The organism is Leyella stercorea DSM 18206 (assembly GCF_000235885.1).
GTDB classification, from domain to species: domain Bacteria; phylum Bacteroidota; class Bacteroidia; order Bacteroidales; family Bacteroidaceae; genus Prevotella; species Prevotella stercorea.
The window spans coordinates 24,973-38,026 of sequence record NZ_JH379434.1 but is presented as its reverse complement, the minus strand read 5'-3'; the positions used below and the strand labels follow the sequence as shown (position 1 = coordinate 38,026).

Sequence of the window (13,054 nt, the reverse complement as noted above, 5' to 3'; positions counted from 1 at the left end):
TTTTAGAATAAGGGAGTTTTGACACACCTTCAGGAGGATTGGTTCCGCCTCGTCGGATTTTTGCATTAGACAATGCACTCATGAATAGACACTGTTTATGAGGTCTATATGTTTGATATGTAAAGATAACGTTAATTAATTGGATGTGTTGAAAGGTGCAACAGATGTTAACGTCTACAACAAAATTAATATATTTTTTAAACTTTGACAAGAAAATGAAAGGGAAAAGCGATAAAAATACAATATTTAACAAACGAGGTTTTGTGAAAATATACAGAAATGTATTATTTTTGTGAACCGAATTGGCATTTTTCATGAACAAAATGTAATATCCGTGTTCAAACTGCATTTTTAACATTTTGCGAGACTATATTTGTATTAGATAGATTTTAATAGATGTTAACAAGAAAGTCGGCTTTATTGAGCAAATATTTGTGTAGGATAAAGGGGCGCATATACAATAAAGTCTTTCCGTAAAATCTTTAGATTTTTATCGTGCGCATACGCATATCTGCACGATAAAAATCCAAAGACGTTCAAATTTGGACACGTCGCACTCTCTCGCCCCACGCTTGTTGTACGTTTCGATAACGCTCTTCTTTTCACTGTCCCAGTCATTGGTTATAAATTTCTCCGAAAGGAGTGATTTTGTCAGATTTTATGTTTACCTTTGCCATATGTTAGATATTCTTTATTTGAGTTTTAAGCAGCACTAAGGTGAGTGAATTTTCTGACATATGCAAGCATTGGCTAATTTATTGTTATCCAATGACTTGCTTTCTTGTAAAAATAACAAGTCTGCTAATTTAAGGATGATATGGAAACTAAATTGAAATTGGTTTATAAGATTTTGCGATGGGGATTGGCGTTGTTTTTTAGCAGCACAATTCTCGTTGTAGTTGTTTATCGTTTCGTGCCAGTATATGTTACTCCATTGATGGTGATACGTTGTGTGGGACAGATAGCAGACGGAAAGTCGCTCACGATGCACCATAAATGGAAACCACTTGACAATATTTCACCGTCATTGCCTGTTGCTGTGATGGCGAGCGAGGACCAGCGTTTTCTTCTGCATCATGGTTTCGACTTTGGTGCTATACAACAGGCTGCAAAACGCAACAAGCAAGCAGCAAAGCATAAGTATGGAGCAAGTACAATATCGCAACAGACAGCCAAGAATGTATTTCTGTGGCCTGGCAGAAGTTGGGTGCGCAAGGGATTTGAGGTGTATTTTACGGCTCTTATTGAAATGTTGTGGGGAAAGCATCGTATCATGGAGGTTTATCTGAACTCAATTGAGATGGGTGATGGTATTTATGGTGCAGATGCTGTTGCTAAGTATCATTTTAGTAAGACGGCAGAAGAGCTCACTCGTTCGGAGTGTGCTTTGATTGCTGCTACTTTGCCTAATCCGCGTAAGTTTGATAGTAGTAATCCTACAGCCTATTTGCGTGCGCGTCGCGGAAAAATTGAGTTTGAGATGAAGTTTATGCCGCTTTTTCCGAAAGAAGGAGAGGACTATGATCCATCGACAGCATCGGGTGGAATTTACAAGAATAATTAATTTTGTTGATAAACGTTCAGTAGTCTTAATAAATACTTTGTAGTATTGCATTTAAATACGAATAAAAAAAATAGTGGATACTCTTCTTAAATCATTGAACCCCAATCAGCTTGCAGCTGTAGAATATACCGATGGACCAGAACTTATTATAGCTGGAGCAGGGTCTGGCAAAACCCGAGTCTTGACGTATAAGATAGCATATCTCTTGCAGAAGGGACTTGCCCCGTGGTCTATACTTGCTCTTACCTTTACAAATAAGGCAGCACGCGAGATGAAGAGCCGCATCGCTGACCTTGTCGGTGAGGAGCGTGCGCGTTATCTGAATATGGGTACGTTCCATTCTGTATTCCTGCGCATACTGCGTGCTGAGGCAGAAGCCGTAGGTTTGGAGCGCAACTTCTCTATCTATGATGATGGCGATTCGCGTGCGGTTGTAAACTCAATTATTAAAGAACTGAAACTCGATGACAAGCAATACAAGGCATCTTCCGTTTTAGGGCGTATCGGGGCGGCAAAGAATAGTTTGGTTACACCAGATATATATATGTCCGATCCGCATCTTGCGGAGCGCGATAAGGTTTCGGGTATGCCCAAAGTGGGACAGATATATGCTCTTTATGCCGCACGTTGCAAGGCTGCCAATGCAGTCGACTTCGACGACATGCTTCTCTTTACCTATAAACTCTTTGCAGATAATCCGCAGATTGCGCAAAAATATGCAGAGCGATTTAGTTATGTTCTTGTAGACGAGTATCAAGATACAAACTATGCTCAGCAGTCAATATTGACCCTCCTTACTAAGGAGCGACGCAATATTTGTGTTGTTGGTGATGATGCGCAGAGTATCTATGCTTTCCGTGGCGCAAACATTGATAATATTCTAACGTTTCAGAACATATACGAAGGTGCACGCCTATTTAAGTTGGAGCAGAATTATCGTTCTACACAAACTATAGTGAAAGCGGCTAACAGTGTCATTGTCAACAATCAACGTCAAATACGTAAAGATGTGTATAGTGAGAATGGCGATGGCGAAAAGGTACGTTTGAATATAGCTTATTCAGACAAGGAGGAGGCGAGCGTAGTATGCAACGAAATTCGGCGTTTGCATAACCGTTATGGTGTGGCGTATGGTGACATCGCTGTGCTATATCGCACCAATGCGCAGAGCCGTTTGTTTGAAGAGGAATTTCGTCGGCAGGATACTCCATATCGCATTTATGGTGGTATGAGTTTCTATCAGCATAAGGAGATAAAAGACGTGATAGCCTACTTCCGTTTAGTAGCCAATCCGAATGATGAAGAGGCGTTGAAGCGTGTCATCAATTATCCGAAGCGTGGCATCGGCGATACAACAGTGTCAAAGCTTATCGCTGCATCGCGCGATTGTAATGTAAGTTTGTGGAACGTTGTAGGTAATCCGAGCATGTATAACGCAGGAGTATCAGCGGCTACAGAAAAGAAGGTTGTAGGCTTCTATTGTATGATGGATGAGTTTATAAGAGATAATAATACAACTGATGCATACGTATTGGGTAAGGCCATCTTGGAGAAGTCGGGATTGAAGCAGGAACTGGCTGCCGATAAGTCGATGGAGGGAGTGGAGCGACAGGATAACATAGAAGAGTTTATGTCGGGTCTGCACGACTTTGTTGACACTAAGCGTGAGGAGGGTTATAAGGATGAAGTGTATATCGCCAACTTCCTTCAAGAGGTAGCTCTACTTACAGATAGCGATGAAGAAAATAGCGACGATGTTTCTTCTAACGAGCGTGTGTCGCTTATGACAATACATGCGTCAAAGGGTTTGGAGTTCAACTCTGTTTTCGTTGTAGGTTTGGAGGAGAATATCTTCCCGAGTCCGCGTTCAAGTTCATCGCTCAGAGAGTTGGAGGAGGAACGTCGTTTGCTTTATGTAGCCATAACACGTGCCGAACAGCGTTGTTTCTTGTCGTGCGCAAAGAGTCGTTATCAGTATGGCAGTATGATGTTCAATGAGCCAAGTCGTTTCTTGAAGGAGATTGATAAGCAGTATTTGATTGTTGAGGGTAATGTTGGAGGCTTTCAGTCGCCAGCTCAGCAATATTCACAGCGTCCAGAGTCTCCGCTGCGCAGTTCGCATCAGTCTTCAGCGCCTTCTGGATTTCGTCGCATATCTACCGCTACATCGCAGTATCGGCAGGTGTCGGCTACGCCTAAGCGTACACAGAGCGACGTCTCTGCTAAGCAAACGATACATGTAGGTGCGCGTGTTGAACATCAGCGCTTTGGTATAGGCAGCGTGATAGCCGTGGAAGGAGTGGGCGAGAACGAAAAGGCTACTATAGAGTTTCAGAACGCCGGAACCAAGACTCTGCTCATGAAATTCGCAAGATTGACAATTTTGAAGTAGGAAAAACAGAATAGTATTGTGTATGTTTGGAAAAATTACTACCTTTGCAATCGATTACACACTAATATTCATTTAATACAAATTTTATGATTCTTCAAAATTTGCAAAACGATTTCAAAGGTTCTAATTGGAAGCGCGAAATCGACGTGCGTGATTTTATTCAGTCTAACTACGAGGCTTATGACGGTGACGAGTCGTTCCTTGTAGGTCCTACAGAGCGTACAAACCATCTTTGGAATGTGCTTTCAAAGATGTTCGAGGTGGAGCGCGAGAAGGGCGTTTACGACGCAGAGACAAAGTTGCCTCAGAGTATAGACACTTATGGTGCCGGCTATATAGATAAGGATAGCGAGGTGGTGGTTGGTCTGCAGACTGATGTGCCATTGAAGCGTGGTATCTTCCCGAAGGGCGGTATCCGCATGGTGGAGAAGGCTCTGAAGTCTTACGGCTACGATCTTGATCCTGCAACAAAGACTATCTTTACAAAATATCGCAAGACACACAACGAAGGCGTATTCTCGGCTTACAATGATGACATCAAGGCTGCGCGCCATGCTCATATCATCACCGGTTTGCCCGACGCTTATGGTCGTGGACGTATCATCGGTGACTATCGTCGTATAGCTCTTTATGGTACAGCAAACCTTATTGAGGAGAAGAAGCGTTATTTCAAACGTATCGATATTCAGGAGTTTACAGAGGAAATTGTACGCCATCGCGAGGAGGTTTCGGAGCAAATCCAGGCTTTGAAGCAGTTTGAACGCATGTGTGCTGCATACGGTTTCGACGTTACCAAGCCTGCGACAAACGCTCGTGAGGCAGTGCAGTGGACCTACTTCGGTTATCTCGGTGCGGTTAAGGACCAGGACGGTGCTGCCATGTCGCTCGGTCGTGTCTGCGCATTCTTGGATATCTACATTCAGCGCGACCTTAAGAACGGCACACTCACAGAGCAGGAGGCTCAGGAGCTTATCGACCAAATGATTATGAAGTTACGCATCGTACGCTTCCTCCGTACACCTGAGTATAACGATTTGTTCTCTGGCGACCCGATTTGGGCTACTGCTTCTATTGGAGGTATGGGTATTGATGGTCGTTCGATGGTTACAAAGACCGACTACCGTTTCCTCCATACACTTTACAATATGGGACCGTCACCAGAGCCAAACCTCACTGTGCTTTGGAGTGAGCACCTGCCTGAGGCATGGAAGAAATATTGTGCAAAGGTAAGTATCGACACAAGTGCTATCCAGTACGAGAACGATGACCTTATGCGTGCTGACCTCGGCGACGACTACGGCATCGCTTGCTGCGTGTCGCCAATGAAGATTGGTAAACAAATGCAGTTCTTCGGTGCTCGTGCAAACCTTGCTAAGTGTATGCTATATGCTATCAATGGTGGTCGCGATGAAATGTCGGGCGAACAGATCGCTCCGCGTTTTGCTCCTATCACTGGCGATTACCTCACATATGAGGAATTCATGCCTAAATTTGAGCAGATGATGCGTTGGTTGGCAAAGACTTACGTCAATGCTCTGAAGATCATCCACTACATGCACGACAAGTACGACTACGAAGCTTTCGAGATGTCGCTTCACGATGGCGATGTAGAACGTACACGTGCTACAGGTATCGCAGGTCTGTCTATCGTTGCCGACTCTATTGCTGCAATGAAGAACTGCCGCATCCGCATCATCCGCGACGAGAGCGGTCTTGCTGTCGACTATAAGATAGAGGAGGGCGAGTATGTACCATTCGGTAACAACTGCGACGAGACAGACGAGATAGCAGTGTCGCTCACAGAGACATTCATGGAGTATCTGCGTCAGCATCGTACATACCGCGATGCTATTCCGACACAGAGCTTGCTCACTATCACATCGAACGTTGTGTACGGACGTAATACAGGTGCTACACCCGATGGTCGTGAGAAGGGCGTTCCGTTCGCTCCGGGTGCAAACCCGATGAACGCACGCGATATCAAGGGCGCTGTGGCAGCTCTCGCTTCTGTTGCTAAGTTGCCGTTCCAGCACTCGCGCGATGGCATTTCTTACACATTCGCAGTCGCTCCGTCAGCTCTCGGCAAGACAAAGGAGATGCAGGCAGAGAACCTCACCCACTTGCTCGATGGCTACTTCACACCGACCGGTGGACAGCACATCAATGTGAACGTGTTCGATCGCGACCTCTTGCTCGACGCAATGGAGCATCCTGAGAAGTATCCGCAGCTCACCATCCGCGTCAGCGGTTATGCTGTGAACTTCGTGAAGCTCACACGCGAGCAGCAGCTTGACGTGCTTTCGCGTACAATCAATCTCGGAATGTAATTCCAGAGGAATATAACTGTTGAATATAAGAGGCTGTGGTTTCTACGACGTGGAAGCTGCAGCCTCATATTGTTAAAATCAATATTTTTCCTTTACAGGTTTTAAACCAAAAGCTCTGCGCTGCGTCATAATATCAAAACAAAGATGCTATGGAAAAAGAAGAACAGTATATATACGATCGTTGCGGTAAGCAGAACCCGTTTACTGTGCCCGACGGCTATTTCGATAGTCTGCGCACAGGACTTATGCAACATGCTACAACTACCACAAAAGCAATTCCTCTTTGGAAGCGTTGGCGAGGTTATGTGGCTGCGGCATGTTTGGTGGGTGTGGTTACTGTTGGGCTTGCTACCTATTGGGGCTTAAAAACGACAGACGTTGCCGATACACATGTGGCTGTTGCCGGATATGCTACGGTCGATGATGACTTCTCTGACGATGAATATGCCGATTATACAATGCTCGATAATGACGATATATATTCGTTTTTAGCAAATAATTAAAATCATTATAGTAACCGATTTTAAAGATACAGATACAATGATAGCACTTTTTTGTAAGAATGTACGTAGCGTGTTTGTGTTTTTGGCTATAGCTGTGTTTTGTAGCCAACCAGTCAATGCGCAGAAAAAGCGAGCATTCGACCCCGTAAAATTTGAAGCTGATCTGGAAAAATTCATAGCTTCCGAAGTGGAACTAACCCCCGCTGAAGCTTCCGAGTTCTTTCCAGTTTATCGCGAAATGCGTAAGAAACAGTTGGCGTATTTTAGGAAAGAGCGTTGCTTTAGGAAAGTGGATACCAAGGACGAGAAGGCTTGTGCAGAGGCAATACGTAAACGCGACAAGAATGAGGTAGAGTTGAAGGTCCTTCAGAAAAACTATCATGAGCGTTTTCTGACCATTTTACCAGCCACGAAAGTATTTAAAATATTGAAGGCAGAGCGAAAGTTCCATAGACAATGCTTTAGAAAGGCAAAACCACAGAAGAAATAAAAACTGTAAAGTAAAGGAAAAGAATAGTAAAAAGAAGTGATGGGTAGATATTTTGTAGAGTTTGCATACGACGGAACCGACTATCATGGCTGGCAGATACAGCCCAATGGCAATTCGGTGCAAGAAGAATTGCAGAAAGCCTTGTCCACAATATTGCGTCAGTCGATAAGCGTTGTAGGTGCAGGACGTACAGATACCGGCGTACACGCACGTCGGATGACGGCACATTTTGAGACCGACACTGAGGTTGATTGCATCCAGCTGGTGTACAAGTTGAACCGCTTGTTGCCACGCGATATTGCCGTCCGCTCGGTATTCCCCGTTGCCGGTGACATGCACGCACGCTTCAGTGCTACGCTCCGTACATACCATTATTACATACATACCTCGAAAAATCCGTTCTTGCGAAAGTATTCTTGCGAGATGCACTATGATCTCGACTTCGATTTGATGAACAAGGCAGCTGGCTATTTACTTGAAGTGGAGGATTTCGGGTCGTTCTGCAAGGCTCATAGCGACGTGAAGACCACTCTTTGTGATGTGTCTGAAGCCGTATGGGTGCGCGATGGTGAGAATGCTTGGCATTTCCGCATATCTGCCAATCGCTTCTTGCGCAATATGGTACGTGCCGTAGTGGGCACACTTATAGAAGTGGGTCGCCATCGGCTCACGCTTGAGCAGTTCCGCGAGGTTGTTGCCAGTGGCAATCGCTCGTCGGCAGGTGAGAGTATGCCCGGTAACGCATTGTTCCTGGAGGATGTAAAGTATTAATATTTAGAATTCTAATATCTCACCCCTACAACAATTTTCCTTTTCTTATGTGGCTAATATTGGCATTTTGCTCAGCAGCACTGCTGGGCTTCTATGATGTATGCAAGAAGAAGGCATTGCTTGACAATGCTGTTCTGCCAGTGCTGTTTTTGAACACCGTAATCTGTTCGCTTATATTCATCCCGTTCATTGTTCTCTCGTTAGGAACAAGTGTGCTTGACGGTACTGCTTTTTATGTAGAGCCGAGCACTTGGGCAGAACATAAATATATTATTCTGAAAGCGTGTATAGTGTTGTCATCGTGGGTGTTTGGCTATTTTGCAATGAAACACTTGCCGATAACCATCGTTGGACCGATCAATGCAACGCGCCCGGTTATGGTGCTTGTGGGTGCGATGCTCGTCTTTGGCGAGCGTTTGAACGTATGGCAGTGGATTGGTGTGCTCTTGGCGATTGTTTCATTCTTTCTGTTGAGCAGAAGCGGTAAGAAAGAAGGTGTTAATTTCTCGCATAACCGTTGGATATTCTTTCTTGTTGCAGCAGCCATACTCGGTGCCGTGAGCGGTTTGTACGACAAGTACCTCATGGCTCCGCCTGCGAATGGAGGAGTCGGCTTAAGCAGAATGGTGGTGCAGAGTTGGTACAATATCTATCAGTTGTGCTTGATGGGGGTTACGATGTTTGCTATATGGTACCCGACACGCAAGAAAACTACTCCTTTCAAGTGGCGTTGGAGCATCATTCTGATAAGTGTGTTCCTAAGTATTGCCGACTTTGTCTATTTCTACGCTTTGAGCTTGCCGGGTGCAATGATATCTATCGTGTCAATGGTGCGTCGAGGCAGTGTGGTAGTGAGCTTCTTCTGTGGTGCGATGATCTTTAAGGAGAAGAATCTGACAAGCAAGTTGGTTGATATGCTGTTTGTTATACTCGGAATGGTATTCTTGTATATAGGTTCGCATTAATTGAATTTACGTTTTTTAGTAATTACATTATTCGGCAATCCAATATAAAGTGTTAACTTTGTAGGCAAATCGTAATATAACAAGACAATATCTATGGCACGAAATATATTTAAAGGACTTGGTGTAGCACTTATAACGCCATTCACCTCAGATGGTAGTGTTGATTTTAAATCGTTGACCTGTTTGGTGGAACATCTGATTGATAATGGCGCAGACTTCCTCTGTATCCTTGCCACGACGAGTGAGGCTCCTTGCTTGTCGGCATATGAAAAGGAAGAGGTGAAAAAACATGTGATTGACATCAACCGCGGACGTTTGCCAATACTTATGGGATGTGGTGGCAACAATACAAAGGCTATTGTTGACGAACTGAAGAATAGTGATTGGCGTGGCATAGATGGTGTGTTGAGTGTTTGTCCGTATTATAACAAACCCTCGCAGGAAGGTCTTTACCAGCATTTCAAGGCAATAGCAGAGGCAAGTCCGCTGCCGGTTGTTCTTTATAATGTACCTGGACGTACCGGTGTGAACCTTAAGGCAGATACTACAGTTCGTTTGGCTAACGATTGTGAGAATATCATTGCAATCAAGGAAGCCAGCGGCAGCTTGGAGCAAGTTGACGAGATTATAAAGAACAAGCCGGCTCGTTTCGACGTGATTAGCGGTGACGATGCTCTCACGTTCTCTATGGTGGCGAGCGGGGCTGCCGGTAGCATATCCGTTATAGGCAATGCCTTGCCCAAGGAAGTGTCGCGTATGATTCGCTTAGAGTTTAACGGTGAGTATGAGGCAGCACGCACAATACATCATCGTTTCACCGAGTTGTACTCGTTGCTCTTCATTGATGGAAATCCGGCAGGTGTGAAAGCACTGCTGCATGAAATGGGATTTATAGAGAACGTGTTGCGTCTACCGCTTGTTCCGACACGTATCACAACTCTTCAGAAGATGACAGAGATACTGAAAACTCTGAAAATATAACTCACAGCATTTTGCTGTACGAACATTAACGTGGTTTGACACACAAGGCTATCATATTTCCTACGCTATGCATAGTGTTGTTAGCAATCTTTCTTGTTAATATCTTTTACGGAGCAGTTAAAATACCAGCATCCGAAGTGTTAGGAATATTAAAAGGAGACATTGCTTCCAACGTCTCATGGCAGTACATAGTTATGAGCTATCGCTTTCCGCAGGCTCTTACGGCGTTGCTTACGGGTAGCGTGTTATCGGTATGTGGTCTGATGTTGCAAGCTATATTCCGCAATCCGCTTGCCGATGCTTCTATTCTTGGCATAAGCAGTGGAGCCGGATTGGGCGTGGCTTGCGTTATGCTGTTGTTCGGTGGAGGCTTGTATATAGGCGGTTTGTCGTTTGGAGGGTTCGCTGCAGTGTTTGCTGCAGCTCTTTCTGGCGCATTGGCTGTTACGTTTATAATGCTTTTTCTTTCAAGTGTTATTCGTAATAACGCCTTGCTTTTGGTAGCTGGCGTTATGCTCGGTTATGTCACGTCATCTGTGGTTATGCTCTTGAACTTTTTTGCGTCGGCTGATGGAATAAGAGCTTACGTCCAATGGGGAATGGGCAATTTCTCGGGCGTATCCGAAACGATGTTGCCATTATATGCTGCTGTTTCCATGATTTGCATAGTTGTCTCATCCCTACTTGTGAAGCCCTTGAATCTGATGCTTATTGGAAGTAGATATGCAGAGAATTTGGGAGTAAACATAAAGCGTTTGCGGACGACGATACTGTTGCTGACAGGAATAATGACTGCCTTGTCAACATCTTTCTGCGGGCCGATAGCCTTTATTGGCTTGGCTGTTCCGCATCTGGCTCGCTTATTGTTACGTACAGACGATTTCCGGTTTATTATGCCAACCACAATCCTTATTGGTGCCTTGGTCGCCTTACTGTGCAATTTCGTATGCGTACTGCCAAGCAATGGCGGAATACTGCCGCTGAATGCGGTGACACCATTCTTGGGTGTACCAATAATATTATATGTAATATCAAGAAAAAGCTACTCGTTATGATCGAAACAGAACGTATTAAACAGCTACGTCAGTTGCTGCATGAATATAACCACAACTATTATGTGCTGAATATGCCCACGGTCACCGACCGTGAGTTCGACGATTTGATGCATGAATTGCAGCGGCTTGAAGAAAAACATCCGGAACTCTACGACTCCAATTCGCCGACACAACGTGTGGGTAGCGACCTTACACAGGGCTTCGCGCAGGTCGAACATAAATATCCGATGCTCTCATTGGCTAATACATACAATGAGCAGGATGTGCAGGATTGGTACGAGTCGGTTAGGCGTGGACTTGAAGGCGAGGAGTTCGAGGTATGCTGCGAGATGAAGTACGACGGATTGTCGATATCGCTCACATACGAGAACGGACGTCTTGTCCGTGGTGTCACACGTGGCGATGGAGTGTATGGCGATGACGTGACAACCAATGTGAAGACTATCCGTTGCATACCGCTTGTGCTCAATGAGAACGTTGCATACCCGGAGGCGTTTGAAATTCGTGGCGAGATACTTATGCCGTGGAGCGTATTCGACGATCTGAATGCAAAACGTGAGGCAGCAGAAGAACCATTGTTTGCCAATCCGCGTAATGCAGCAAGTGGCACATTAAAGAGTCAGGATCCACGCCTTGTGGCCGACCGTCATCTTGATTGCTACCTCTACTATCTGCTTGGCGAAACTCTACCTTCCGACGGACACTACGAGAACCTGGCTGAGGCTGCGAAGTGGGGATTTAAAATCTCACAGGGTATGCGTAAGGTAAAGACTCTTCAGGAGATCTACGACTTTATTAATTACTGGGATGCAGAACGCAAGAACTTACCCGTGGCAACAGACGGAATAGTACTAAAGGTGAACTCTATTCGTCAGCAGCAGCACTTGGGATACACGGCAAAGTCGCCACGTTGGGCTATCGCTTATAAGTTTAAGGCAGAACAGGCGGTTACACGTCTGGAAAGCGTGTCGTTCCAAGTGGGACGCACCGGAGCCGTAACACCGGTGGCTAACATGGATGCAGTGCGACTTGCCGGTACAATGGTCAAGCGTGCCACGCTTAACAATGAAGATTTCATAAAGAATCTCGGTTTGCACATCGGCGACTATGTATATGTTGAGAAGGGGGGCGAGATTATCCCCAAGATTGTAGGCGTTGATGTGACGAAACGCTCTGCTGAAGCACAGCCGGTAGAGTTTGTCGATTGCTGTCCTGAGTGCGGCACTCCGCTTGTGCGTTACGAAGGGGAGGCTGCGTATTATTGTCCGAACGACACGGGATGTCCGCCGCAGATAAAAGGACGCATAGAGCACTTCATTGCTCGCAAAGCAATGAATATCGACTCGTTAGGTCCCGAAACAGTTGACGACTACTATCGTCGTGGACTAATACATAACATAGCCGACCTGTATTGCATACAAGTGCAGGATATTAATGGCAGCGGTAATCGCGAGCGTTCGGCACGCAAGATAGTATCAAGCATAGAGGCTTCCAAGCAAGTGCCCTTCGAGCGCGTTGTCTTCGCTCTCGGTATACGTTTTGTTGGCGAGACATCCGCACGCCAGCTGGCTCGCCATTTCAAAACGATGGAAGCATTGCAGAACGCTTCGTTGCAGCAGCTGATGGAGGTCGATGGAGTGGGAGAGGTGATAGCCAAGAGCATTGTGGCTTACTTCCACAATCCTGCAAACATGGCGATTGTCAACCGTTTGCGCGACTATGGTCTGCAGATGCAGCTTTCTTCTGAACAGATAGCAAGCGCAACGAACAAACTCGAAGGTAAGAGCATAGTTATCAGCGGTGTCTTCTCCAAGCACAGTCGCGATGAGTACAAGGCTATGATAGAGCAGAACGGAGGCAAGAACGTCGGCTCCATCAGTGGCAAGACTTCCTTCATTCTTGCAGGCGAGAATATGGGACCGTCGAAACTGCAGAAAGCCGAAAAACTGGGCGTGCAGATAATAGACGAGGATACGTTCCTCAGTATGTTAGAGTAATAATGTAGA

Annotated in this window: 10 protein-coding genes; all 10 read left to right on the top strand. The window is 45.4% G+C overall.

Translation table 11 applies throughout. From position 1 onward, the window contains the following. Positions 1–817 precede the first annotated feature (817 nt). The 10 genes from mtgA (at position 818) to ligA (ending at position 13,045) form a co-directional block, all read left to right on the top strand. Entirely contained in the window at positions 818–1,564 is a 747-nt protein-coding gene (gene mtgA / locus HMPREF0673_RS07125) for a monofunctional biosynthetic peptidoglycan transglycosylase (protein WP_007900120.1), read from the top strand. A gap of 73 nt (positions 1,565–1,637) precedes the next feature. Beyond that, positions 1,638–3,956 (top strand): ATP-dependent helicase, encoded by a 2,319-nt coding sequence (locus HMPREF0673_RS07120; protein ID WP_007900110.1) that lies wholly within the window; start codon positions 1,638–1,640, stop codon positions 3,954–3,956. A gap of 86 nt (positions 3,957–4,042) precedes the next feature. Beyond that, positions 4,043–6,283: a formate C-acetyltransferase gene (gene pflB, locus HMPREF0673_RS07115; protein ID WP_007900108.1), complete on the top strand. Its 2,241-nt coding sequence runs from the start codon at positions 4,043–4,045 to the stop codon at positions 6,281–6,283. A 149-nt stretch (positions 6,284–6,432) separates the two neighbouring features. Next, a complete protein-coding gene (locus tag HMPREF0673_RS07110; RefSeq protein ID WP_007900107.1) occupies positions 6,433–6,786 on the top strand; it encodes a hypothetical protein in 354 nt (117 codons plus the stop codon). A 37-nt stretch (positions 6,787–6,823) separates the two neighbouring features. Beyond that, on the top strand, positions 6,824–7,276 hold the full coding sequence (locus HMPREF0673_RS07105) for a hypothetical protein (protein ID WP_007900105.1): 453 nt from the start codon (positions 6,824–6,826) through the stop codon (positions 7,274–7,276). A 39-nt stretch (positions 7,277–7,315) separates the two neighbouring features. Further along, positions 7,316–8,047, top strand: a complete 732-nt coding sequence (gene truA / locus HMPREF0673_RS07100; RefSeq protein WP_007900103.1) for a tRNA pseudouridine(38-40) synthase TruA — start codon at positions 7,316–7,318, stop codon at positions 8,045–8,047. A gap of 47 nt (positions 8,048–8,094) precedes the next feature. Beyond that, positions 8,095–9,012: a DMT family transporter gene (locus HMPREF0673_RS07095; RefSeq protein WP_007900101.1), complete on the top strand. Its 918-nt coding sequence runs from the start codon at positions 8,095–8,097 to the stop codon at positions 9,010–9,012. 93 nt (positions 9,013–9,105) lie between these two features. Continuing rightward, positions 9,106–9,993 (top strand): 4-hydroxy-tetrahydrodipicolinate synthase, encoded by an 888-nt coding sequence (dapA, locus tag HMPREF0673_RS07090; protein WP_007900100.1) that lies wholly within the window; start codon positions 9,106–9,108, stop codon positions 9,991–9,993. Positions 9,994–10,067: 74 nt separating this feature from the next. Beyond that, positions 10,068–11,048 carry an iron ABC transporter permease gene (locus HMPREF0673_RS07085; RefSeq protein WP_007900099.1) on the top strand — a complete coding sequence of 327 codons (981 nt, stop codon included), beginning with the start codon at positions 10,068–10,070 and terminating at the stop codon, positions 11,046–11,048. After that, positions 11,045–13,045 carry an NAD-dependent DNA ligase LigA gene (gene ligA / locus HMPREF0673_RS07080; RefSeq protein ID WP_007900098.1) on the top strand — a complete coding sequence of 667 codons (2,001 nt, stop codon included), beginning with the start codon at positions 11,045–11,047 and terminating at the stop codon, positions 13,043–13,045. The genes HMPREF0673_RS07085 and ligA overlap by 4 nt, the downstream gene beginning before the upstream one ends. The last annotated feature ends 9 nt before the right edge of the window (positions 13,046–13,054 follow it).

Coding starts and splice junctions, on each gene's coding strand:
- mtgA (WP_007900120.1), top strand. CDS start 818: ATGGAAACTAAATTGAAATTGGTTTATAAGATTTTGCGATGGGGATTG.
- pflB (WP_007900108.1), top strand. CDS start 4,043: ATGATTCTTCAAAATTTGCAAAACGATTTCAAAGGTTCTAATTGGAAG.
- HMPREF0673_RS07110 (WP_007900107.1), top strand. CDS start 6,433: ATGGAAAAAGAAGAACAGTATATATACGATCGTTGCGGTAAGCAGAAC.
- HMPREF0673_RS07105 (WP_007900105.1), top strand. CDS start 6,824: ATGATAGCACTTTTTTGTAAGAATGTACGTAGCGTGTTTGTGTTTTTG.
- truA (WP_007900103.1), top strand. CDS start 7,316: ATGGGTAGATATTTTGTAGAGTTTGCATACGACGGAACCGACTATCAT.
- HMPREF0673_RS07095 (WP_007900101.1), top strand. CDS start 8,095: ATGTGGCTAATATTGGCATTTTGCTCAGCAGCACTGCTGGGCTTCTAT.
- dapA (WP_007900100.1), top strand. CDS start 9,106: ATGGCACGAAATATATTTAAAGGACTTGGTGTAGCACTTATAACGCCA.
- ligA (WP_007900098.1), top strand. CDS start 11,045: ATGATCGAAACAGAACGTATTAAACAGCTACGTCAGTTGCTGCATGAA.